This is a genomic window from Saccharothrix australiensis (assembly GCF_003634935.1).
Classification (GTDB): domain Bacteria; phylum Actinomycetota; class Actinomycetes; order Mycobacteriales; family Pseudonocardiaceae; genus Actinosynnema; species Actinosynnema australiense.
On sequence record NZ_RBXO01000001.1, the window covers coordinates 3,597,015 to 3,622,705 of the forward strand.

Here is a 25,691-nt window from a genome sequence, read left to right on the forward strand (position 1 = left end):
TCTCTTCGCTCCTGCGCTCGTTGGTGGGGTGCTCAGTTGCGGGTCGGCTGGTCGAGGCCGTCGACCAGGGCGAACAGGTCCTCGTCGGACGCGGAGTCCAGGTCCGGCCCGGTGCCGGCCGACGCCGGTTCGGCGGCGCGCAGCAGCCCGCGCAGCCGCTCGGCCAGCTCGGGCGGCAGCGCGCCGGGGTCGGCGGCCAGCGCCTCGGCGAGCGCGTCCACGGCGGCGGCGACCGGCACCGCGGCCGGCTCGGCCGGCGCGACCAGCGTCGCGAGGTGCGCGGCCAGCGCGCCGGTGGTCGGGTGGTCGAACACCAGCGTCGTGGGCAGCCGCAGGCCGGTGGCGGCGGAGAGCCGGTTGTGCAGCTCCAGCACGGTCAGCGAGTCGAACCCGAGGGCGTCGAACGCCGACCGGTCGGTGACGCCCGCCGTGCCCGCGTGCCCGAGGACGCCCGCCACCTCGGTGCGGACCAGGTCGGTCAGCACCCGCAGCCGCTCGCCCTCGTCCAGGCCGACGAGCCGCTCGGACAGCGACCGCGTGCCGGTCGCCGCCCGCGCGGTCCGGCGCACGGGGCGGGACCGGCCGCGCAGCACGGCGGGCAGCCCCTCGCGCGGACCGCGCAGCCGCCGCGCGTCCAGCCGCGTGACGGCCACGGCCGGGTCGTCGAGCCGCAGCGCGGCGTCGAACAGCGCCACGGCCTCCGCCGAGCCCAGCGGGGTCAGGCCGATCGACGCGAGCCGCCGCACGTCCAGCTCGGTCAGGCCGCCGGTCAGCTCGCTGCCCTCGGCCCACAGGCCCCACGCCAGGGACGTGGCGGGCAGCCCGGCGGACCGGCGGTGCCGCGCCAGGGCGTCCAGCGCGGTGTTGGCCGCCGCGTACGCGGCCTGCCCGGCGGTGCCGAGCCAGCCCGCGACCGACGAGTACAGGACGAACGCCGCCAGGTCCCGGTCGCGGGTCAGCTCGTGCAGGTGCCACGCCGCGTCCACCTTGGGCCGCAGCACGCCCGCCAGCCGCTCGGGCGTCAGCGACGTCAGCACGGCGTCGTCCAGCACGCCCGCCGTGTGCACCACCGCGCGCAGCTCCGGCAGGTCCGCGACCAGCGCGGCGACCGCGTCGCGGTCGGCCACGTCGCAGGGCAGCACCCGGACCCGCGCGCCCAGCCCGGTCAACTCGGCGACCAGCTCCGCCGCGCCGGGCGCGTCCGGGCCGCGCCTGCCCACCAGCACCAGGTCGTCCGCGCCGTGCTCGGCCACGAGGTGCCTGGCCAGCACCGCGCCGAGCGCGCCGGTGCCGCCGGTGATCAGCACCGTCCCGCCCGACCACACCGGGCCCGGCACGTCGGCGGGTGTCGCGGGCGCGACCCTCGGCACGAGCACCGCGCCGTCCCGCACGGCGAACTGCGGCTCGCCGGTGGCCAGCGCCGCGCCGACGGCCGCCCCTCGCGGGTCGTCCAGCTCGGCCAGCACCAGCCGGTCCGGGTGCTCGGCCTGCGCGGACCGGACCAGGCCCCACACGGCCGCCGCCGCCGGGTCCTGCCCGGTGCCGCCGGGGGTGGCCACGACCAGCCGCGACCCGCCGAAGCGGTCGTCGGCCACCCACCGCCGCACGGTCGCGGCCACGCCCGCCACCACGGTCCGCACCCGGTCGGGCAGGTCGCCCGGCACGTCGGTGGCCACCGGCAGCACCACCGCCGGCGGCACGTCCGCGAGTTCCGCCAGGTCCGCGACGACGGCGCGCTCGACGTCGCCGTCCGCCGGCGCCGGCGTCGGCGTCGGCGTCGGCGTCCACCGCAGCACGTGCAGCCCGTCCGCGGCGGCCGGCGCGCCCGCCGGCCGCAGGGTCAGCTCCGCCACCGACAGCACCGGCGCGCCGAGCGGGTCGACGGCGGTCAGCGCCACGGACGTCGTGCCGCCCCCGGACCGCGCCACCGCCAGCCGCACCCGCAGCTCCCGCGCGCCGGCGGCGTGCACGGCCAGGCCGGACCACGCGTAGGGCAGCACGGCGGGCGCGTCCGGGTCGACCACGGTCGGCACCAGCGGGTGCAGCGCCGCGTCCAGCAGCGCCGGGTGCACCAGGAACCGGGTGTCCGGCACGTCCTCGGGCAGCGCGACCTCGGCGAACAGCTCGCCGTCCGCCACCCACGCCCGGCGCAGGCCCCGGAACGCGCCCCGGTAGTCGAACCCGCGCTCGGGCAGCCGCTCGTACACCCCGGCCAGGTCGACCTCCGCCGCGTCCGGCGGCCACTGCGCCAGCCGCGCCACCGCGTCGGGGTCCGGGCCGGTGTCCTCCGCCGCCACCAGCGTGCCGGTGGCGTGCGCCGTCCACTCGGCGTCCTCGTCGGACAGCCGGGAGTGGACGGTCAGGGTGCGCGTGCCCCGGTCGTCCGGCGCGCCGACCACGGCTTGCAGCGCCACGGCCCGCTCGCCCAGCACCAGCGGCGCGGACAGCACCAGGTCGCCGACCGAGGTGCCGGTGGCCGCCGCGACCGCCGCCGCGATCTCGGCGAACGACGTGCCCGACAGCAGCGCGTTCCCGCGCACCCGGTGCTCACCCAGCCAGCGGTCCCTGGACGCGCTGAGCCGCCCGGTGTACACGGTCGCGCCGGTGTCGGCCACGTGCACCGCCGCGCCGAGCAGCGGGTGGCCCGGCTCGGCCAGCCCGAACCGGCCCGCGCCCCGCGTCGACGTGTCCTCCAGCCAGTGCCGGGCGCGCCGGAACGCGTACGTGGGCAGCTCCACCCGCTCGGGCGCGCCGAACAGCGCGTCGGCCGACAGGTCGACCCCGCGCACCCACAGGCCGGCCGCGGCGGACGCGACCGCCTCCGCCTCCGACCGGCCCGACCGCAGCACCGGCGCGGCGCTGCCCACCCCGTCCGGCAGGGACGCGCGGACCAGCGCGGTCAGCACCCCGTCCGGCCCGACCTCCAGGAACTCCGTGACGCCCAGCGCGGCGAGGGTGCGCACGCCGTCGAGGAAGCGGACCGCCTCGCGGATGTGCCGCGCCCAGTAGCGGGGCGAGGTCAGCTCCTCGGTGGTGGCGGGCGCGCCGGTCGTGTCGGACACCACGGGGATGCGCGGCTCGTGCCACGTCAACCCGGCGGCGACCCGCTCGAACTCCGCCAGGACGCCGTCCATGTGCGGCGAGTGGAACGCGTGGCTGACCTCCAGCCGCTTGACCCGCCTGCCCCGCGCCCGCCAGTCCGCCTCGACCGCCGCGACGGCGTCGGCGTCACCGGACACCACGGTCGACGTCGGGCTGTTGACGCCCGCGACCGCCACCGTGCCCGCGCGGCCGGCGAGGTCGGCCAGCACCTCCTCCTCGGAACCCTCGACGGCGAGCATCGCGCCGTCGTCGCGGGCCGCCTGCATCAGCCGGCCGCGCGCGGCGACCAGCGCGCACGCGTCGGGCAGGTCGAGCACCCCGGCCACGTGCGCGGCGACGACCTCGCCGATCGAGTGGCCCAGCACGTGGTCCGGCCGCAGGCCCAGGTGCTCCAGCAGCCGGAACAGCGCCACCTCGACGGCGAACAGCGCGGCCTGGGTGAACGCCGTCCGGTCCAGCAGCGCCGCGTCCGCCGTGTCCGGCTCGGCGAACAGCACGTCCCGCACCGGCCGCTCCAGCAGCGGGTCGAGGTGCGCGCACACCTCGTCCAGGGCGGCGGCGAACACCGGCGACGCCCCGTACAGCTCGCGCCCCATGCCCGCGCGCTGGCTGCCCTGCCCGGTGAACAGGAACGCCAGCCGGCCGCGCGGCGCGTCCGACCCGGTGACCACGCCGGGTCCGCGCTCGCCCCGCGCCACCGCCGCCAGCCCGGCCACCAGCGACGCCCGGTCCGCGCCGACCACGGCCGCGCGGGCGTCGAGCCGGGCGCGCCCGGTCAGCAGCGCCGCGCCGACCGCCGCCGGGTCCTGGTCGGTGACGAAGTCCGCGAGCTTCGCGGCCTGGCCGCGCAACGACGGCTCGTCGGCCGCCGAGAGCACCCACGGCACGACCGGCAGGGCGGGCGAGCCGCCGCCGCGCGCCGGCTCCGGCTCGGGCGCGGCCTCCAGCACGATGTGCGAGTTGGTGCCGCTGATGCCGAACGACGACACGCCCGCGCGGCGCGGCCGGTCCACCGCCGGCCACGGCCGCGCCCGGTCCAGCAGCGCGACCGCGCCCGATGCCCAGTCCACGTGCGGCGACGGCGTGCCCAGGTGCAGGCTGCGCGGCAGCGTGCCGCGCCGCATCGCCTCGACCATCTTGATCACGCCGCCGACGCCCGCCGCCGCCTGCGCGTGCCCGATGTTGGACTTCAGCGAGCCCAGCCACAGCGGCTCGTCCCGGTCCGCGCCGTAGGTCGCGAGCAGCGCCTGCGCCTCGATCGGGTCGCCCAGGGTCGTGCCGGTGCCGTGCGCCTCGACCGCGTCCACCTCGTCCGGGCGCAGCCCGGCGTCGGCGAGCGCGGCGCGGATGACCCGCTCCTGCGCCGGGCCGTTGGGCGCGGTGAGACCGTTGGACGCGCCGTCCTGGTTGACCGCCGTGCCGCGCACGAGGGCCAGCACCCGGTGCCCGTTGCGGCGCGCGTCGGACAGGCGCTCCACCAGCAGCAGGCCGACGCCCTCGCTCCAGCCCGTGCCGTCGGCGTCGGCGGAGAACGACTTGCAGCGGCCGTCCGGCGCGAGCCCGCGCTGCCTGCTGAACTCGACGAACGTGGTGGGGCTCGACATCACCGTCACGCCGCCCGCCAGCGCCAGGTCCGTCTCGCCCCGCCGCAGCGCCTGCACCGCCAGGTGCAGCGCCACCAGCGACGACGAGCACGCGGTGTCCACCGTGACCGCCGGGCCGCCCAGCCCGTAGGTGTAGGCGAGCCGCCCGGACACCACGCTGGACAGGTTGCCCGCCAGCAGGAACCCCTCGTACTCCTCCGGCACGTCCGCCAGCCGCGCGGCGTAGTCGTCGTACATCACGCCGACGTACACGCCGGTGTTCGACCCGCGCAGCGACGTCGGGTCCACCGCCGCGCTCTCGAACGCCTCCCACGCCGTCTCCAGCAGCAGCCGCTGCTGCGGGTCGGTCGCGGTGGCCTCGCGCGGCGACATGCCGAACAGGGTGTGGTCGAACAGGTCGGCGTCGTGCAGGAAGCCGCCCTCGCGGGTGTAGGACGTGCCGAGCCGCGCGGGGTCCGGGTCGTACAGCGCGTCGAGGTCCCAGCCCCGGTTGACCGGGAACCCGGACACCGCGTCGACGCCGTCGGCCACCAGCCGCCACAGGTCTTCCGGCGAGGACACCCCGCCGGGGAACCGGCAGGCCATGCCGACGATCGCGATCGGCTCGTCGTCCACCGCCCGCGCGCCCCCGGCCGGACGCGCGCCGGACGATTCCGGGACGCTCGCGCCGACGCGGTCGAGCAGGTGGTCCGCCAGCGCGGCCGGGCTCGGGTGGTCGAACACGGCCGTGGTCGCCAGCCGCACGCCGGTCGTCGCGACGAGGTTGTTGCGCAGCTCCACCCCGGTCAGCGAGTCGAAGCCGAGCGCCCGGAACGCCTTGCCCGCGTCCAGCGCCGCGCCCGAGGAGTGCCCGAGCGCGGCGGCGGTGGCCGCCAGCACCTCCGCCAGCACGGCGGCGCGCCGCTCCTCCGGCGGCAGCGCGCCGATCCGCTCGGCCCAGCCGGCGCCGGCCGTGCTCGCGGCGGCGGACCGCCGCCTGCGCCGCACCAGGCCGCGCAGCAGCGGCGGCACCGGGTCCAGCGCCACGCGGGACGAGTCCAGCACCACCGGCACGGGCGTCGGGTCCGCGCCGCCGAGCACGGCCGCGAGCAGGGCCGCGCCGCGCTCCGGGGTGATCGGGTCGATGCCGGCGCGCGCCCAGCGGGCCACGTCGGCGTCGCCGAGGGACGCGCCCATCCCGCTGTCCCACAGGCCCCACGCCGGCGAGCAGGCCGGCAGGCCGGCGGCGGCGCGGTGGGCGGCGAGCGCGTCCAGCCACGTGTTGGCGGCGGCGTAGTTGGCCTGCCCGGCCGTGCCCAGCAGGCCGGAGACCGAGGAGAACACCACGAACGCCGTCAGGTCCAGGTCGCGGGTGGCCCGGTGCAGGTGCCAGGCCGCGTCCACCTTGGGCCGCAGCACGGTCGCCAGCCGGTCCGGGGTGAGCGTCGGCAGGGTGCCGTCGTCGAGGACGCCCGCCGTGTGCACGACCGCGGTCAGCGGGTGCTCGGCGGGCACGCCGTCGACCAGCGCGCGCACGGCGGCCTCGTCGGCGACGTCGGCGGCGACCACCCGGACCTCGGCGCCCGCCCCGGTCAGCTCGGCGACCAGGTCCGCCGCGCCGGGCGCGGCGGGGCCGCGCCGCGAGGCCAGCAGCAGGTGCCGGACGCCGTGCGCGGTCACGAGCTCCCGCGCCACCAGCGCGCCCAGGCCCGTCGTGCCGCCGGTGACCAGCACCGTGCCGCCCTCGGCGAACCGGGGCCGGCCGGGCGTCGCCGTCGCGCGGGCCAGCCGGGGCGCCAGCAGGCGGCCGTCCCGGACGGCCAGCTGCGGCTCACCGGTCGCGAACGCCGACCGCACCGCCGCGTCGGCGTCGGCGTCGTCGTCGAGGTCCAGCAGCACCACCCGGTCGGGGAACTCGGACTGGGCGGTCCGCACCAGGCCCCACACGCCCGCCTGCGCGAGCCCCGGCACGTCCTCGCCGCCCGTCGACACGGCCCGCCGCGTGACGACCGCCAGCCGGGTGTCCTCCTCGGCCAGCACGCGCCGCACCGCCGCCAGCACCTCGGCGGTGACGGCGTGCGCGCCCGCAGGCCCGACCCCGGACGGCGCGGTCAGCACCACCGCGTCGACCGGCTCGGCGTCGGGCGACACCTGGCCCACCGGGGTCCACCGCACGGTGTGGAGGTCCTCGGGCACCCCGGTGGGGGCCGCGGCGGCCTCGGCGGGCACCGGCAGCAGCGACAGCGCGCGGGCGTGCAGCACGGTCGCGCCCGCCGGGTCGGCGGCCAGCAGCTCGACGCCCTCGTCGGTCGGCGTCAGCCGCACCCGCAGCCGGGTCGCGCCCGTCGCGTGCAGCGCCGCGCCCGACCAGGAGAACGGCAGCCGGACCGTGCCGTCCGCGCCCGCCGCGGCCAGCACCAGCGGGTGCAGCGCGGCGTCCAGCAACGCCGGGTGCAGGCCGAACCGGCCCGCGTCGTCGGCCGCGCCGGCGGGCAGCTCGACGTCGGCGAACAGGGTGTCGCCCCGCCGCCACGCGCCGCGCAGCCCCCGGAACGCGCCCGAGTAGTCGTAGCCCAGCCCGGCCAGCCGCTCGTAGGCGTCGGTGACGTCCTCGGCGGTGGCGTCGGCGGGCGGCCACCCGGCCGCGTCGGCGGGCGTCGCCACCGCGTCGGTGAGGAAGCCGCCCGCGCAGCGCGTCCACGTACCACCGGTCCGGGCGTGCACCGAGAACTCGCGGTCGCCGTCCTCCGCCGGCTCCGCCACGCGCACCTGCACCCGCACCGCGCCGTCCTCGGGCAGCACCAGCGGCGCGGCGAGGGTCAGCTCGCCGACGCCGCGCGCGCCCACCCGGTCGGCGACGGCGACGGCCAGGTCGAGCAGCGCGGTCGCGGGCACCAGCACCCGCCCGGCGATCCGGTGCCCGGCCAGCCACGGGTGCGTCGCCACCGACACCGAACCGGTGAACACCACCCCGCCCGCGTCGGCCAGCTCCACGACGCCACCCAGCAGCGGGTGGTCCGCCACGTCCACGCCGGCCGCGCCCCGCGCCGGCGGGGCCTGCCAGAACCGCTCGCGGCGCAGCACCGTCACCGGCACCTCGGCCGGCCGCACGCCGGGGAAGAACGCGGCGAGGTCCGGCACGCGACCCAGCACGTGGGCCCGCGCCACGCCCTCGGCGAACGCGACCCGCTCCGGCCGCCCGCCCCGGACCAGCGCCAGCGCCGTCGAACCCGGCCGCCGCACGGACTCCGCCGCCATCGCGGTCAGCGCCGAGTCCGGGCCGATCTCGACGAACGCGGTGACCCCGTCGTCCTCCAGGGTGCGCACGGCGTCCAGGAACCGGACGGTGCCGCGCAGCTGGGCCGTCCAGTGGTCGGGCGAGGCCAGCTCCTCGTCGGCGAGCACCCGGCCGGTGGCCGTCGACACCACCGGGAGCCGGGCGGGCCCGAACGGGATCGAGGCCGCCACCGCGTGGAACTCCGCCAGCACCCCGTCCAGGTGCGGTGAGTGGAACGCGTGGCTGACCCGCAGCGGCTTCACCGACCGCTCCCTGGCGCGCCACCCGTCGACCACGGCGCGCACCTCGTCCGCGTCACCGGCGACGACCACCGAGCCGGGCCCGTTCACGGCCGCGACGACCACGCCGGTGCCGTCGAGCGTGGGCAGCACCTCCTCCTCCGAGGCGCGGATGGCCGCCATCGCGCCGCCCTCGGGCGCGGACTGCACGAGCCGGCCGCGCGCGGCGACCAGCCGTGCCGCGTCGGGCAGGGTGAGCGCGCCCGCGACGTGGGCGGCGGTCAGCTCGCCGATCGAGTGGCCGGCGACCGCGTCGACCACGAGGCCGTGGTGCTCGGCGAGCCGGAACAGGGCCGTTTCGTAGGCGAACAGGGCGGGCTGGGTGTAGCGGGTCTCGTGCAGCAGGGCCGAGCGCGGGTCGTCCTCGTCGTACGACATGACCTCGTGCAGCGGCACCTCCAGCAGGCCGTCGAACGCGGCGCACGCCTCCGCGAGCGCGTCGGCGAACACCGGGTGCGCGGCGGCGAGGTCGCGCCCCATGCCCGCGCGCTGCGCGCCCTGCCCGGTGAACAGCACGGCGGTCAGGCCGCCGTCCGGCGCGCCGGTCACGACGTTCGGCGCGGAGCCGCCCGCGGCGACCGCCCGCAGCCCGTCGACCAGCGCCGCCCGGTCCTCGCCGAGCACCACCGCCCGGCGCGCCAGCGCCGCGCGGGTCGTGGTCAGCGCGAGCCCGACCCCGGCCGGGTCGCCGACCACCTCGGCCACGGCGGCGGCCTGCGCGCGCAGGCCCTCCTCGTCGACGCCGGTGACGACCCACGGCAGCGGTCCGGCGGGCGCGGGCGTCGGCGCGGCGGGCGCGGACCCGGCGGGCTCGTCGGGCGCGGACTCCACGATGAGGTGGGCGTTGGTGCCGCTGATGCCGAACGACGAGATCGCCGCCCGGCGCGGCCGGTCCACCTCGGGCCACGCGGTCGCCGACGTGACCAGCTCGACCTCGCCCGACCGCCAGTCCACGTGCGGGCTCGGCGCGTCCACGTGCAGCGTCGCCGGCACCACCCGGTGGCGCAGCGCCAGCACGGTCTTGATCAGCGCGGCGACGCCCGCGGCGGCCTGGGCGTGGCCGATGTTGGACTTCAGCGAGCCGAGCAGCACCGGCCTGGCCCGGTCCCGGCCGTAGGTGGCCAGCAGCGCGCCCGCCTCGATCGGGTCGCCCAGCGCGGTGCCCGTGCCGTGCGCCTCGACGACGTCCACGTCGGACGGCCGCAGCCCCGCGTCGGCCAGCGCGGCGCGGATCACCCGCTGCTGCGCCGGGCCGTTGGGCGCGGTGAGCCCGTTCGACGCGCCGTCCGAGTTGACCGCCGAACCCCGCAGCACCGCGAGCACCCGGCGACCCTCGCGGCGCGCGTCCGACAGCCGCTGCAACACGACGAAACCCACGCCCTCGGCCCACGACGTGCCGTCGGCGGCGGCGGCGAACGGCTTGCACCGGCCGTCCGACGCCAGCCCGCCCTGCCGGGCGAACTCCGTGAACATGCCGGGCGTCGACAGCACCGCCACCCCGCCCGCCAGCGCCAGCGACGTCTCGCCCGACCGCAGCGACCGGATCGCCAGGTGCACCGCGACCAGCGACGACGAGCACGCGGTGTCCACGGTCAGCGCCGGTCCGGACAGGCCGAGCCGGTAGGCGACCCGGCCGGAGACCACGCTGTTGGTCGTCCCGGTCAGCACGTGCCCGGCGATCTCGGCGGGCGCCTCGTGCATCGGCGCGCCGTAGTCGCCCTCGGTCGCGCCGACGAACACGCCGGTCCGCGTGCCCGCCAGCGACGTGGGCGCGATACCGGCCCGTTCCGCCGCCTCCCACGCGGTCTCCAGCACCAGCCGCTGCTGCGGGTCCATCGCCAGCGCCTCGCGCGGCGAGATGCCGAAGAACCCGGCGTCGAAGTCGGCGACGCCGTCCAGGAAGCCGCCGAGCCCGGTGGCGTCCCAGCCCCGGTCGGTCGGGAACGGGCCGATCGCGTCCCGCTCGGCGAGCAGCAGGTCCCACAGCTCGTCCGGCGACGCGACGCCGCCGGGCAGCCGGCACGCCATGCCGACCACCGCGATCGGCTCGTCGGCGGCCGTCGCGACCGCCTCGGCCTCCTGCTCGCCCGCGCCCGCCAGCTCGGCGGTGAGGTGCGCGATGAGCCGTTCGGGCGTCGGGTGGTCGTACAGGACGCCGCCGGGCAGCGGCAGGCCGGTGGCCTCGGCCAGCGCGTCCCGCAGCTCCACCGCCATCAGCGACGTGAAGCCCAGGTCGCGGAACGGGGCCGCGACCTCGATCGGCTGGTCCGGCCCCTGCCCGAGGACGGCGGCGACGTGCCCGAGCACCAGCCGCACGACGTCAGCGGCCCGGCGCGGCGGCCTGCGCTCGGCGGTCGCGGGCTGCCGGGCGGTCGCGGGCTCCTCGGTGGTCCCCGGTTCAGGCGCGGTGAACGCGCGGGCGACGCCCAGGTCGTCCAGCCAGTGCCGGCCGCGCTGGAAGGCGTAGGTGGGCAGCGGGACCACGCGGGCGCGCGGGTGCAGGGCCGACCAGTCCACCTCGACCCCGCGCACGACCAGGCGGGCCAGCGCGGCGGCCAGCGTGCCGGGCTCCGGGCGGTCGCCGCGCGTGGTCGCGACGGCGGCGGTCCCGGCCTCGGCGGACTCGGTGACCATCGGCGTGCAGACCGCGGCGGGCCCGATCTCCAGCACCGTGCGCACGCCCTCGGCCTCCAGCGCGCGCACCGCGTCCCGGAACCGGACGGCGTGCCGCGCCTGGCGGACCCAGTAGTCGGCGGTCAGCAGCTCGTCGCCGGCGGGCGCGCCGGTGACGGTGGACACCAGCGGTACCTCCGGCCGGCGGAACTCCGTCGCCTCGGCGATCGCGCGGAACTCGGCCAGCGCGGGCTCCAGGTGCCGCGAGTGGAACGCGTGCCCGACGGCCAGGCGCTTGGTCCGCGCGCCCCGCGCCGCCAGCGCGTCCGCCGCCGCCGTGACGGCCTCGACCGCGCCGCTGAGCACCAGCGAGCGCGGGCCGTTCACCGAGGCGACGTCGACCTCGGCGGTCAGGTCGGCGGGCAGCGCCGCGTACTCCTCCTCCGACGCCTCGACGGCGATCATCGCGCCGCCTTCGGGCAGCGCCTGCATCAACCGGCCGCGCGCGGCGACCAGCGCGCACGCGTCGGCCAGCGTCAGCACCCCGGCCACGTGCGCGGCGGCCAGCTCGCCGATCGAGTGCCCGGCCACCACGTCCGGCCGCACGCCCCACGACGCCAGCAGCCGCACCAGCGCCACCTCGAACGCGAACAGCGCCGGCTGGGTGTACTCGGTGCGGTCCAGCGCGGCGGCGTCGGCCAGCACCTCGTCCAGCGGACGCGCCAGGTGCTTGCCGAACTCGGCGTGCACCTCCGCGCGGGCCCGCGCGAACACCGGGTGCGCGGCGGCCAGCCCGTCGCCCATGCCCACCCGCTGCGCGCCCTGCCCGGTGAACGCGAACGCCAGCCGGCCCTCCACGACGGACCCGGTGACCACGCCCGCCGACGGCACGCCGTCGGCCAGCGCCGCCAGCCCGGCCAGCAGCTCGTCCCGGTCGGCGGCGGGCACGGCGGCCCGGTGGCGGAACGCGGTGCGCGTGGTCGCCGTCGACCACGCCACGTCGGCGGGCGACCAGTCCCGGTCCGCGAGCGCCGCCCGCAGCGCCGCCGCCTGCGCGGGCAGCGCGGCCTTGGTCGGCGCGGACACCACGACCAGGGCGGCCGGCGCGTCGGCGGGGGAGCGCGGCCCGGTGGCGGCCGGTTCGGTGGGGGAGGCGGGCTCGGCGGTCGGCTGGGTGGGGGAGGCGGGCTCGGCGGTCGGCTGGGTGGGGGAGGCGGGCTCGGCGGTCGGCTGGGTGGGGGAGGCGGGCTCGGCGGTCGGCCCGGCGGAGGGGTGCGGCTCGGTGGCCGCCGGCCCTGCGGGGTAGTGCGCCCCGGCGCGGGATCGCGGCCCGACGGCGGCGGGTTCCGCGGGGGAGTGCGCCCCGGCGGTGGGCGGCTCGGCGGTGGGTGGCTCGGTGCGGGAGCGCGGTCCGGTGGCGGCGGGCGCGGTGGCCGGCGGCTCGGCGGAGGCGCGCTCCGGCGGCGGGCCCAGCACGACGTGGCAGTTGGTGCCGCCCATGCCGAACGAGCTGACGCCCGCGTACCGCGGCCGGTCCGGGTGCGGCCACGGCCCGGTGACCCGCTGCACCTCGATGTTCAGCTCCTCGAACGGGATCGCCGGGTTCGGGCGCGCGAAGTTCAGGCTGGCGGGCAGCCGGCCGCGCTCGATCGCCAGCACCGCCTTCACCAGGCCCGCGATGCCCGCCGCGCCCTCCAGGTGGCCGATGTTGGTCTTCACCGAACCCACCCGCAGCGGCCCGCCGTCCCGCGCCGCCCCGTACGCCGCGCCCAGCGCCGCCGCCTCGACGGGGTCGCCCACCGGCGTGCCCGTCCCGTGCAGCTCGACGTACTGCACCTCCGCCGGGTCGACACCGGCCCGGCGCAGCGCCGTGGTGATCACCGCCGCCTGCGCGTCCGCGCTCGGCACGGTCAGCCCCGGCGTCGCGCCGTCGTTGTTGACCGCGCTGCCGCGGATCACCGCGAGCACCCGGTCGCCGTCGGCCTCCGCCCGCTCCAGCGTCTTGAGCACGACCACCGCCGCGCCCTCGCCGCGCACGTACCCGTTGGCCCGGCTGTCGAAGGTGAAGCACCGGCCGTCCGGCGAGAGCCCGCCGAACGCCTCCGCGCCCAGCGCGCCCTCGGCGGTGAGGTTGAGCGTGACGCCGCCCGCCAGCGCCAGGTCGACCTCGCCCGAGAGCAGGGCCTGGCTCGCCGCGTGCACCGCCACCAGGGACGACGACTGCGCGGTGTCCAGCGTGGCGCTGGGGCCGCGCAGCCCGAGGAAGTAGGAGACGCGGTTGGCGATCAGGCCGCGGTGGGTGCCGGTGTTGGTGTGCTGGGTGACCGCGCCCGCGCCGCGCGCGTGCAGCAGGGTCGTGTAGTCGTCGCGCAGCGAGCCGATGTACACGCCGGTTTCGGTGTCCCGCAACGAGCCCGGCACGATCCCGGCCCGCTCCAGCGCCTCCCAGGCCAGCTCCAGCACCAGCCGCTGCTGCGGGTCGGTGGCGGCGGCCTCGCGCGGGGACAGGCCGAAGAACCCGGCGTCGAAGTCCGCCACGGCGTCCAGGAACGCGCCGGCGCGGGGACCGCCGCCCCGGCGGCCCAGCACCGCCGGGTCGCCCGAGACCGACTCCCAGCGCCCCTCGGGCACCTCGCCCACGGCGTCGCCGCCCGAGGCCAGCAGGTCCCAGAACTCCTCGGGGTCGCCACCGCGTGGGAACCGGCAGGAGAGCCCGACGACGGCGACCGCCGCTGCCCGACCGGTCCTGTCCTCCCGTACCGTCACCTCGCGCACGTTCGTGTCACTCCCTCGACAGCGCCTGGGAAAATGGCTTCGAATGCGAATCGCCGACGGCGGTAATCGCCTCCCGCGATCGGCGGGAACGTCGACCCGCCGGCCGGGGTCGCGCACGTCGGCGGCGGATTCCGCTCGAATCCCGGTTCAGGTTGCCGGCGCGCCCGGCGCGCCCGGTAATACCGCACTCACCGAGGGGTAATGAGTCGCGGGCCTGACCCGTGCATTACCCGGCGGTGAGGCGTCGGCGCGCGGCAGTGTGTTTTGGGTCGCAATCAGGTCTTGGCCGCGGATGGCGTGACGCGGTCGACGATCGGCGCGGACACCGCCGAATGGTCCATGCCGGGTATTGCCCGCGCGGTGGCGCGGCGTCCCATTGGCGGGTGGCGGCGTTCCGCCATTACCACAGGGCGAACACTCAGGGTGACCGGCTCGGCGATGATTCCCAGTGAGTGGACCACCATCCGGGTGGTCGGGTCAGCACAGGTCGGGGTGCGCCGCCCGGAAGTCGCCGCCGTCCGCCGCGCGGGCCCGCTCCGCCGCCTCGCCCTCCGCCACCAGCTCCGCGAACGCCGCCTCGCCCAGCGCGTCCCGCGCGGCCGCGGTGATCCGGTCCACGTCGCGCCGCTCCTCCTCGTGCAGCGGCGCGTCCAGCGCGTCCCGGATGGCCCGCGCCACGCCCAGCAGGCGCGCGGCGGCGTCCGGCCGCCCGGCGAGCCGGTGCGCGCCCGCCAGGCCCTCCGCGGCCAGCGCCACCGCCCGCCGGTCCCCGGTGGCCAGCGCCGCCTCCAGCCCTTCCGCGTGGTGCGCGCGGGCCGCCGCCGCGTCACCCCGCTGCTCGGCCAGGAAGCCCAGCTCGGCCAGCGTCAGCGCGAGCCCGTTGAGCGCCTGCATCCGCCGCATGGCGGGCACCAGCCCGGTCAGCAGCGCCTCCGCCTCGGCCAGCCGCCCCTGCCGCCGGTAGCTGATCGCCAGGCCCGACTCGGCGAACACCTGCCACGGCATGTTCGCCTGCTGCTTGGCCAGCGCCGCCGCCCGCCCGTGCAGGTCGTCGGCGATCGGGTAGTCGCCCGCGAGCATCGCCATCCGGCCCAGCATCGCCAGCTTGCGCGCCGTCTCGCCCCACAGGCCCAGGTCGGCGGCGATGCCCAGGCCCTCCTCGTGCAGCCGGGTCGCCTCCCGCCGGTCGCCGCGGATCTCCGCCAGCACGCCCAGCAGGTCGGTCGCCTTGAGCAGGCCCCACCCGTCGCCCAGCGCCTGGAACAGCCGCAGGCACTCCGACGCGGCGGCGTCCAGCGTCCGCAGGTCGCCCCGGCCGACCGCCAGCGCCGCCGCGGTGGCGGTGGACGCCGCCGTGCCCCACCGGTCGCCGACCGCCCGGAAGTGCGGCAGCAGCACGGAGTTCAGCTCCGCGCTCTCGGCGAACGCGCCCACCGACCAGCGCGCGTAGGCCAGGAACCACCACGCCCGCCCGTCGCCCGCCGCGCCGCGGCCGGCGGGCGCCCGCGGCCCGGTCGGCTCCACCCCGGTGGACAGCAGGGTGAACCCCCGGTGCCAGACCTCCGCGTCGGCGACGTCCGGGGCGGACCCGGCGTCGTGCGCGAGGCCCAGCACGAGCCGGAGCCTGCGCTGCGCCTCGGACAGCCGCCCGCGCAGGAACCAGTACCAGGTCTGGTCGTTGACGTGCCGGACCGCCCGGTCGTGCCTGCCCAGCCACAGCCACGTCTGTAGCGCCCGCTCCAGGTTCGCGGTCTCCACGTCCAACCGGGACAGCACGTCGCGCTGGCGCGGCCCGCACAGCTCCGGCCGGAGGGCGGCGACCAGCCCGCTGTAGTACTCGGCGTGGGCGAGGGCGGTGGCCTCGGCCTCGCCGGACTCCGCCAGCCGCTGCCTGCCGTACTCGGCCATCGACTCCAGCAGCCGGTAGCGCGGGCGGCCCGCGTCCTCGCCGACCACCACCAGCGAGCGGTCCACCAGCCTGCCCAGCACCGAGGGCACGTCGGCCGCGTCGACCGGGCCGCCCGCGCAGGTCCGCTCGGCGGCCTCCAGCCGGCAGCCCTGGGCGTGCGCGGACAGCCGGGCCAGCACCAGCCGCTCCGGCTCGGTGCACAGCTCCCAGCTCCAGTCGATCATCGCCCGCAGCGTCTGCTGCCGCGCGGGCACGCCGCGCCGCTCCACGCCGACGCCCAGCACCCGGAACCGGTCGGCCAGCCGCACCAGCAGCTCGTCTAGGCCCAGCGCGCGGACCCGCGCCACCGCCATCTCGATGGCCAGCGGTATGCCGTCGAGGCGGCGGCAGATCGCGGCCACCGTCTCCAGGTCGCGCGGTCGCGGCGCGAAACCGGGCACCGCCGAGCGGGCCCGCGCCAGGAACAGCTCGACGCTGCTGAACCGGGCGATCACCGCGGGCGACGCGCCCGGCGCGGGCAGGTCCAGCGGCGGCACCTCCACCAGCTGCTCGCCGACCACGCCCAGCAGCTCCCGGCTGGTGGCCAGCACGCGCAGGCCGGGCGCGCCCGCCAGCAGCACCGACACCAGCTCGGCGGACGCGGCCAGCACGTGCTCGCAGTTGTCCAGCACCAGCAGGGTCCGCCGGTCCTGCAACGTGGCCACCAGCCGCTCGGTGGCCGACCGGGGCTCCGCCCGCTTGTCCACGACGGGCTCCTCGCGCAGGTCCAGCGCCGCCGCCACGACCTCGGCCAGGTCGTCGGCCGTGCACGCGCTCGCGGGCGGCAGGCCGGCCAGCTCCACCAGCCACGTGCCGTCGGCGGACTGCCCGTCCGCTTCCCGCGCCACCTCCGTGGCCAGCCGGGTCTTGCCCACGCCGCCCGGCCCGACCAGCGTCACCAGGCGGTTCGCGGCGAGCGTCTCCCTGATGCGGGCCAGCACGCGCGCCCGGCCCACGAGCCCGGTCAGCGGCGCGGGCACGTTGCTGCCGCGCACGGTCGGCCGGTCCGCGTCCGCCCGCAGCGACCGGTCCTGCTGGAGCATCGCGTGGTGCAGCCGGACCAGCCCCGGCCCCGGATCGACGCCGAACTCCTCGGCCAGCCGGGTGCGCAGCGCGTCGTAGAGCCGCAGCGCCTCCACCGAGCGCCCGCTGCGGTAGAGCGCGAGGAGCTGCGCCGTGCGCAGCCGCTCCCGCAGCGGGTGGCGCTCGGCCAGCTCGGTCAGCTCGCCGATGAGCGACTGGTGCTCGCCCAGCTCCAGCCGGGCGTGCGCCCGTTCCTCCAGCACCACCAGCCGCTGCTCCTCCAGTCCGGCGGCCAGCGCGTAGACGGAGCTCTCGTCGGCGAACCCGTCGAACGCCGCGCCGCGCCACAGCGCCAGCGCCTCGTCCAGGGCGGCCACCCGCTCGGCGGGCGCGGTGATGGACAGGGCGCGGGCGGTCAGCGCGTCGAAGTGCCGGAAGTCGACGTCCTCGGCGGGCGCGGACAGCACGTACCCGGCGGAGGTCGAGCCGAGCAGGGCCCGCCCGCCGTCGGCCGCCCGGTCCAGGGCGCGCCGCAGCTGCGAGACCTTCACCTGGAGCGAGCCGGTCGGGTTCGCCGGCGGTGAGTCCGGCCACAGCAGCTCGATCAGCCGGTCCGCCGAGACGGGCCGCTCCTGGGCGGCCAGCAGCGCGACGAGGAGGGAGCGGACCTTCGCCTCCTTGACCGGCACGACCTCGTCACCCTGCGTGCGCACCTCCAGCGGGCCGAGGACCGCGAAACGCACCCGTGCGACCTTCTTTATGACCCACCCCCAGCGCCCGTTCGCGCCCGTCCCCTCAGGGCGTCGAAAGCCGATCGAAAGTGTCCCATAGGGGGTGTCGGACAGGGTGTTGCCGACGACGTGCCCGTCCTGTGCGCACAGACCGACAACGGGGCGCACGCGCAGCGCCGCGCAGGGCCCTGACCGGCCGGAACCACCGGTCCGCGGGCCCGGTCTCCCCAGCCGCGCGCACGCCGGGCACGTCGTCGGATATGTCGACCGCCGAACCAATCCGGCGGTTCGTCTGTCTTGTTCACTCGGGGGAGGAAGTGCTCATGCGTTTTCGTGTGCTGGGGCCGCTGGAGTTAACGGACGGAAGCGTCCAGGTGGGCGTGCACGGCACGAAACAGCGCGCGGCGTTGGCATACCTGCTGTTCAATGCCAACCGGGTGGTGTCGACGAGTGAATTGCTGGACATCCTCTGGCCGACGGGGGAGACGCCGAACTCGGCGCGGAAGATCCTGCACAACGCGATCTGGGGACTTCGGGGTGTGCTGAACCCCGAAGTGTTGGCCGACGACCGGGTGTCGTTGCTCACAAGGCCGCCGGGCTACGTGCTCGAACTGGAGCCGTCGCTGGTCGACCTGCACCGGTTCCACCGGCTGGCTGCCGAGGGGCGCGCCCAGTTGGCGGCGGGCCGGCCGGACCGGGCCGGCGAGACGCTCGGCGCGGCGCTGGGCCTGTGGCGGGGCGCGGTGCTGGCCGACCTCGTGGAGGCGGGGTTCGGCTGGCCGGAGCTGGCGGCGGTGGAGAGCGCGCGGGTGGACGCGCTGGAGGACTACTTCGACGCGGAACTGGCGCGGGGCAGGCACCACGCCGTGCTGCACGACATCGAGACGACCGTCGAGCAGGAGAGCCTGCGCGAGCGCCTGTGCGGCCAGCTGATGCTCGCGCTGTACCGGTGCGGCCGGCAGACGGACGCGCTGGAGGCGTACAACCGGATGCGCGCCCGCCTGGTGGACGACCTGGGGCTGGAGCCGGGCGTGGCGCTCCAGGAGTTGCAGCGCGCCATCCTGCGGCACGACGACTCGCTGCGCCTCGGACCGCGCGAACCGGTCGTCGCGGGCCGCGTGCCCGCCGCCGTCGGCGCGCTCGCCCTCAACCCGGCGCCCGTCGTGCCCTTCGTCGGCGACCGGCGTCCGCAGCCCGGTCCGGTGTGGACGCCGCACCGGGCCGTGCACGCCCTGCCGCCCGCCGCCCTGCCGCCTGCCGCCGAGGCGGTGGTGCCCGAGTCGGTGGTGCTGGAGTCGGCGGCGTTCGAGTCGGCGGCCTTCGAGTCGACGGGGTTCGAAACGGCGGGGTTGGAAACGGCGGGGTTCGAGTCGGCGGTGCCCGTGCCGCGCTCGGCCGAACGCGGCCACCCCGCGCCGCGCCGGGAGGAGCTGAGCGTGCTGATGGCGCAGGTGTCCGCGACCGGCGACGGCGAGCAGGACCCGGTCCGGCTCAACCGCGCGCTCGCGGCGTTCCGCACGGCGTTCCAGCAGGCGGTCGACCTGCTCGGCGGCCGGACGGACACCGCGCCGGGTGCCCCGATCGCGTGGTTCCACGGCCGCGCGGAGCTGGCGGCGGCCGAGCGCGCGGTGTCGGCGGCGCTGGCCGTGCTCGCGCCCGCGCACGACGCCATCTCGGTGCGGGCGGCGGTGGCGACGGGCGAGGCGGTGGTGTTCCGGCTGCCCGGCGCGGCCGAGGACCGGCTGGTGATCACCGGGCCGGTGGTCGACACGTGCCAGGCGCTGCTGGCCCGCACCGCGGCGGGCTCCGCGCGGGCGTGCGACACGACCAGGGCGCTGACCGGCCACTCGGCGGACTACGGGCCGCGGACGCCGGGCGGGGGAGGCAGCCGCATCCGGTCCGCGCACTGGCACTCGGTGGCGCACCCGTCGATACCCATCGTGGACCGCGACTGGGAGCTGGACGTGCTGACCGGCCTGATCGACCGGTCGTGGCACCGGGGCGTGCCGCAGCTGGTGACGGTGCTCGGCGGGCCGGGCGTCGGCAAGAGCAGGCTGGTGCTGGAGTTCGAGCGCCGGGCCATCGCCAAGTGGGACACGACGGAGTTCCTGGTGGCCGGTCCGGGCTCGGCGTCCTCGCCGTTCGGCCCGCTGCCCGACCTGCTGCTCGCGCTGTGCGGCGGGGACCAGGCGGCACCGAGGGCGGAGGCGCTGCGCGGTCTCGTCGCCGCGCACGTCGCGGACCCCGCGGAGGCCGAGCGGGTGGCGGCCGCGCTGGCGGACGTGGTGGCGCCCGAACCGAATCCGCGGGACGCCGCGCCGGGGCAGGCGTCGGTGGCGGCCGCGCTGGCGGCGGGCGCGACGCTGCTGCGCGCGGTGGCCGCCGACCGGCCGCTGGTCGTCTTCGTGGACGACGCGCACGAGCTGGACGACCGGGCGCTGGACTTCCTGACCGGCCTGGTCGCCGAACCCGGCCACCCCGCGCTGGCGCTGGTGCTGGCGGCCCGCCCGGAACTGCTCCAGCGGAGGCCGGACTGGGGCGCGGGGCTGCCGCACGCGGCGACGATCACGCTGACCCCGCTGTCGGAGTCCGCGATCGACCGCCTGTCCGACATGGTGGTGGCGGGCATGCGGCGGCGGCGGATCGCCATGCCGCCGTGCCGCATCCGGGACAGCCTGACCGACCAGGAGCACCTGGCGCGGCGGCGCGCGGCGATGCGGGTGCTGATGCTGGTGGACGGGCTGCCGAGCCCGGCGGGCCACGCGCCGGCCGACCAGCCGCCGACGGCGGTGCCGCCCCGGCGGCGCTGCGACGACGACACCGAGGTCCGGGTCGCCTGACGGGACGACGGCGCGGCACGCGACCGGCACCGGCCGACGACGCCCGGTCGGCCGGTCGCGGGGCCACCACGCCCGGCCCGTTCCCGTCTCCGCTCCGACGCCGTCCGGCCGTCCGCGGCGTCGCCGAACCGCTCCGACCGGTCCTCCCGCCTCCGCGACGCGGCCGGCCCGCCGCGCACCGGGACCGAGCCGACCCCGACGCCGGTCCGCCCCCGCCACACACCGGCGGGTCGCGGGGGAGGACCGGCCGCCGGGTCAGCGCGAGCCGAGGAGGGCCTCGCCGTCCGCGGCGCGGAGCACGGCCGCGGCGTCGCGCAGGCCCTCGGCGAGCTGGTCGACCTCGGCGTCGCCGATGAACACGGAAGGCTCGAACCGCAGGGTGTTGGGCGCGCTGGCGGTCGGGAACGTCCGCACCCGGTGCCGCCGCAGCAGCAGGCCCGCGATGGCGTACCCGAGCGTGCCGCCCGCGTTGTGCTCGCGGATGGCCGCGTGGGCCGACCCGGACTGGTCGGCGAACTCCAGGCCCAGCATGAGCCCGCGCCCCCGCACGTCGACCACCACGTCCGGGAACTCCTCCCGCACCGCCCGCAGGGCGGCGGTGATCCGCTCGCCCCGCTCGGTCGCCCGCCGGTACAGCGCGCCGCCGTCGGCCTCCAGCAGCTCCAGCACCTTCAGCGCGATCGTGGTCGAGAACGCGTCCTTGGCGAACGTCGAGCTGTGCACCAGCTCGAACTCGCCCCGGTACCGGGACGCGCGGGCCAGCATCACCGCGGTCTTCGCGACGCCGCCGCCCAGGCTCTTCGCCAGGGCGTAGTAGTCACCGCGCAGCCCCACCGCCGAACTGGCCAGGAACGTGCCCGTGCGGCCCATCCCGCTCTGCACCTCGTCCACCAGCACCGGGCAGTCGACCTCGTCGCACGCGGTCCGGATCAACCGCGCCGAGCGCTCGTCCAGCACGCGGATACCGCCCTCGCCCTGCACCGGCTCCACCGCGAACGCGCAGAACACCGGCAGCGGCCGGGGCACCGGGACGACGCGGCCGTCCCGCACCTCCAGGTCCAGCAGGTCCACCCGCTCCTCGTCGAACAGCTTCGGCAGCGAGGCCAGGTCGTCCTTCGCCACGAAGCGGGTCGTCACGCCCAGCGCGCCGAACGGGTTGCGGTAGGCGGCGTTGTGGGTGAGCTGCACGCTGCCCACCAGCTTGCCGTGGAACCCGCCCTCCAGCGCGAACAGCACCGGACGGGTCGCCGCGCGCTCGGCGTTCACCTCGTCGACCCTGGCCGCCAGCGCCTCGAAGTCCCCGTCCGCGACGGCCGTGCCGTCGGCGACGGCCGCCCGCGCCGCCTCGACGTTCGCCGCGATCGACTCGCGCAGCGCGCCGACCTTGAGCACCCGGTCCAGCTCGGCGTGCTTCACCGCGGCCTCGATCGCCTCCGCGCCGCTGTTGGCGAAGATCACCGAGTACGGCTCGTCGTCGCCGTGCTCGCGGCGCAGCACGCGGTTGAGCGCGCTCGCCAGGTCGCGGGCGTACGGGTGGCGCGAGAACTGGGCGTGCACCGGGACGCCGTTGGCGAGCAGGTCCCTGGCCAGGGCCACGATCTCCGGGTGGTTGTGGCCGAGCAGCGTCGAACCGTAGCCGCCCGCGAAGTCCACCACGGCCACCTCCCGCCCCTGCTCGTCCAGCCGGTACAGGTGGTCGCCCTCGGCGCGCGTGTAGTGCGCGTCCAGGTGCACCGATGCCAGCCAGCCCAACAGCAGCGGCTCGGCGAGGTCGGGTTCGTCGTCCATGATCGCTCCTGCCCGGTGGTCAGTGGTACTGGGTGATGGTGGGGCCGATGTCGAGCAGCGCGCGGGCGTAGTCCTCGGCGATCATCGGCGTGCCGAGCATCGCGTGCCTGCTGCCGACCTCCAGGTCCCGCCAGTAGACCTGCAACGGGTTCGGCACGGCGAAACCGCTCGTGCCCGCCACGTCCAGGGCCTTCTGCAACCCGTCGCGGGCGGCGCGCAGCGCGGACGACGAGTGCATCCGGGCCCGCGCCCGCGCCAGGCGCGGCATCTCCTCGCCGGGCAGCAGCGCGTCGAACTCGTCGGCCACGTGCAGCATGTGCACCCGCGCCGTGTCGATCAGGTGCGCGGCCTCGGCGAAGAAGAGCTGGATGGTGGGCGAGTCGACCGCCCGCCGGTAGCTGGAGTAGATGATCCCCTTGCCGCGCGCCAACTGCTCCCGCACGATGTCCAGCGCGCCGTACGCGCCGCCGACGAGCGCGGACAGCGAGTGCAGGTTGCCCCGCACCAGGTCCGTCGGCGACAGCAGCTCCTCCAGCCGGCTCAGGTCCTCCTTCTCCACCACCAGCGACAGCATGTCGGGCACGAACACGTCCACCACGCTCATGGCGTGCGTGCCGGTGCCGCGCATGCCCGCCGCGTTCCACGTGCGGGACACCGTCGCCTCGGTCAGCGGCACCAGGCACGTGGTCGCACCGATGCGCTTCTCCCCCTCGTACAAGGGGATGCCGATGAGCAGCGCCCAGTCGGAGATCTCGCAGCCCGACGCGTAGGGCGCCTTCGCGGTGACCTTCAGCCCGCCCGGCACGCGCTCGGCGCGCGAGTCCGGCGTGCAGCCCGCCGACAGCATGATCGCGTCGGGGTTGTCGCCGAACACCCGGTCGGTGGCCTCCTCGGTGAGGATGAGGGTGAACTCGGTGGACGCCGCGTGGTTGGCCACGATCCACCCGGTGGACGCGCAGCCCCGGCCCACCTCGGCGATGATCTCCACCTGGGTGCGCATGCTGGGGTGCAGCCCGCCGTACGCGATCGGCGTGGTGAGCCGGAAGAGTTCCGCCGCGCCCAGCGCCGCCAGGTTCTCCGGCGCCGGGTTGCCCAGCTCCTCGGTGCGCGCGAGGTTGGACCGCAGCAGCGGCACCAGGTCGCGGGCGCGGGCGACGAGTTCCTCCGGCGGCACGGACTTCTCGTGCGCCGGACCCTGCTGGACAGGCTCCTGCGTGGCTGTCATCGCTGCTCCTCCTGTGGCCGGCGGTGCGCGACGGCGGCCGGGCGGTCGCCACGCGCGCGGGTGCCGGATCGATGTCGGGGACGTCAAGACCGGGGCGGACCGCCGCTCGCGGTTCCGCTGCCCGCCGGACGCGCCGAGCCTAGTTCCGGTGCGGCGCACGACGGTCATTTCCGGTTCTCCACGCGGTCATCCGGTCCGCGGGGCGGGCGGGAGAGCCGGGGATGAGCCGGCAGTTGGCCCGGCCTGGCAGCGTTCCGGGGCGGGGCAACACCACCGGTCGACACCATGAGGGAGAAGTCGTGGGAATTCCGGGTCGTGACCGCGCGGTCGTCATCGGTGCGGGCATGGCGGGGCTGTTCGCCGCCCGCGTGCTGGCCGAGTCGTTCGGGGAGGTCGTGGTGCTGGACCGCGACGAGCTGCCGGACGGCGTCGAACCGCGCAGGCGGGTCCAGCACGGCAGGCACGTCCACGGGCTGCTGGCCAAGGGCCACCAGGGCATCGAGGGGCTCTTCCCCGGCATCACGGCGGAGTTCACCGCCGCCGGGGCCGTCGAGTGCGACCTGACGGGCGACGTGCGCTGGGTGTACGACGGCGCTGCGCTGCGCCAACCGATCTCCGGCCTGCGCATGGTGTCGGCGAGCCGCCCGCTGCTGGAACGGGTGGTGCGGTCCCGCGTCGAGGCGCTGCCGAACGTCACCGTGCACGGGAGCAGCGACGTGGAGGAGCCCGTCACGGAGGGGGAGTCGCACCGCGTCACCGGTGTCCGGGTGCGCCGCGGCGACCTGGTCGAGGAGATCGCCGCCGACCTGGTGGTGGACGCGGGCGGGCGCGGCGCGCGCACGCCGACCTGGTTGGGGGAGTGGGGTTACGGCCCGGTCGAGGAGGAGACCTTCAAGATCGGCATCGGCTACACCACCCGGCACTACGACATCCCGGAGTCCGCGATGGGGGGCGACGTGTCGATCCACGTCGTCGCCACGCCCGCGAACCCGCGCGGCGCGGTGTGCGCCCGCGTCGACGGCGGCCGGGTCGTCGTCACCGCGTACGGCATGAACGGCGACCTGCCGGGCGCCGACGAGGAGAGCTTCCCGGAGTTCCTGCGCTCGCTGTCCGCGCCGGACGTGGCCGACGCCGTCGCGCAGGGCACCCCGCTGGACGGGTTCGCCACCTACCGCTTCCCGGCCGGGCTGCGCCGCCGCTACGAGCGCCTGACCGCGTTCCCGGAGGGCCTGCTGGTGGTCGGCGACGCGATCTGCAGCTTCAACCCGACCTACGCGCAGGGCATGACGGTGTCCGTGCTGGAGGCGCTCGTGCTGCGCGACCACCTCGCCCGGCCCGCGCTCGACCCCGCGGCCTACTTCGCCGACGTGGCGACGGACGCGGTCGACCGCTGCTGGACCATCGCGACCAGCACCGACCTCGCCCGCTCCGGCCGCGTCGACCCGGCGGACCCGGCGGCGCGAGCCGCCGCCCGGCTGCTCGCCGCCGCGTCCCGGCACGACGAGGTCGCGATCGCCCACATCCGCGTGGTGAGCCTGATCGACCCGGCGGAGTCGTTGGCGGAGCCGGACATCGCGGCCCTCGTCGCCCGCGAGGACACCGGCCGCGTGGACCGGGTCGCCGTCGGGGACCTGGTGTTCGACGTCCGGCTGGCGGGACCGGAGGACGGCGAACCGGTCGTGCTGCTGCACGGCTGGCCGCACAACTTCCGCTCCTGGCAGGAGGTCGAGCCGCTGCTGCACGCCGAGGGCCTGCGCACCATCGCGCCCAACCAGCGCGGCTACTCGGCCGGCGCGCGGCCGCGCGACGTGGCCGACTACCGCCTGCCGCTGCTCGCGGGCGACGTGCTCGGCCTGCTCGACGCCCTGGGCGTCGAGTCCGCGCACGTCGTCGGCCACGACTGGGGCGCCATCGTCGCCTGGTACCTGGCCGCGCGGCACCCCGAGCGGGTGCGCACGCTGACCGCCACCGCGTTCCCGCACCTGGACGCCTACCAGGACGCCTACCAGGTGGACCCGGAGCAGCGGGCGGCGTCGGCCTACATCGACCTGCTGACCGCGCCGGGGTCGACCGAGTACTGGCTGGCCGACGACGCCCGGCGGCTGCGCGAGCTGCTCGCGTTGCACGACAACGCGCTCACGCCCGAGCAGCAGGCGCGCTACCTCCGCTTCCACACCCAGCCCGGCACGTTCCACGCGGCGCTCAACTGGTACCGCACGGGCGTCCTGCTCGACGGCGCCGTCGCGCTGGGCAAGATCACCGTGCCGACGACGTTCATCTGGAGCGAGGCGGACGCCTCGGTCAGCACGATGGCCGCCGAGCGCACGGCCGACTACGTCAGCGCACCCTACCGGGTGGTGACCCTGCCCGCGCCCGCCTCGCACTGGCAGCCGCAGGAGTTCCCCGCGCTGGTCGCGGCGGAGGTCGTGGCACGGGTGCGCGGCGGCTCCACCCCGTCCGAGACCGACTCCTGACAGCCCCGGAGGG

At 77.2% G+C, this 25,691-nt stretch carries 6 protein-coding genes; 2 read left to right on the top strand and 4 right to left on the bottom strand.

From position 1 onward, the window contains the following. Window positions 1–32: 32 nt before the first annotated feature. Together C8E97_RS15690 and C8E97_RS15695 are read right to left on the bottom strand one after the other, a co-directional pair. Window positions 33–13,640, bottom strand: coding sequence for a type I polyketide synthase (locus C8E97_RS15690; protein ID WP_246018912.1), 13,608 nt, complete (start codon window positions 13,638–13,640; stop codon window positions 33–35). A 486-nt stretch (window positions 13,641–14,126) separates the two neighbouring features. Further along, window positions 14,127–17,363, bottom strand: a complete 3,237-nt coding sequence (locus tag C8E97_RS15695) for an AfsR/SARP family transcriptional regulator (RefSeq protein ID WP_121006238.1) — start codon at window positions 17,361–17,363, stop codon at window positions 14,127–14,129. Between the two features lie 311 nt (window positions 17,364–17,674). Here C8E97_RS15695 and C8E97_RS15700 point away from each other — a divergent pair, with 311 nt between their 5' ends. Further along, window positions 17,675–20,191, top strand: a complete 2,517-nt coding sequence (locus tag C8E97_RS15700) for an ATP-binding protein (protein ID WP_170211872.1) — start codon at window positions 17,675–17,677, stop codon at window positions 20,189–20,191. A gap of 255 nt (window positions 20,192–20,446) precedes the next feature. Here C8E97_RS15700 and C8E97_RS15705 read toward each other — a convergent pair whose 3' ends face one another. After that, window positions 20,447–21,979, bottom strand: a complete 1,533-nt coding sequence (locus C8E97_RS15705) for an aspartate aminotransferase family protein (protein WP_121006242.1) — start codon at window positions 21,977–21,979, stop codon at window positions 20,447–20,449. Between the two features lie 19 nt (window positions 21,980–21,998). Continuing rightward, a complete protein-coding gene (locus C8E97_RS15710; RefSeq protein WP_170211873.1) occupies window positions 21,999–23,204 on the bottom strand; it encodes an acyl-CoA dehydrogenase family protein in 1,206 nt (401 codons plus the stop codon). Window positions 23,205–23,503: 299 nt separating this feature from the next. Between C8E97_RS15710 and C8E97_RS35335 the strand changes: the two genes are divergently transcribed. Then, on the top strand, window positions 23,504–25,678 hold the full coding sequence (locus C8E97_RS35335; RefSeq protein WP_246018913.1) for an alpha/beta fold hydrolase: 2,175 nt from the start codon (window positions 23,504–23,506) through the stop codon (window positions 25,676–25,678). Window positions 25,679–25,691: the final 13 nt, after the last annotated feature.

Bases quoted from the DNA above. Each gene is read 5' to 3' on its own strand.
- C8E97_RS15710 (WP_170211873.1), bottom strand. From the start codon at position 23,204: ATGACAGCCACGCAGGAGCCTGTCCAGCAGGGTCCGGCGCACGAGAAG.
- C8E97_RS15705 (WP_121006242.1), bottom strand. From the start codon at position 21,979: ATGGACGACGAACCCGACCTCGCCGAGCCGCTGCTGTTGGGCTGGCTG.
- C8E97_RS15700 (WP_170211872.1), top strand. From the start codon at position 17,675: ATGCGTTTTCGTGTGCTGGGGCCGCTGGAGTTAACGGACGGAAGCGTC.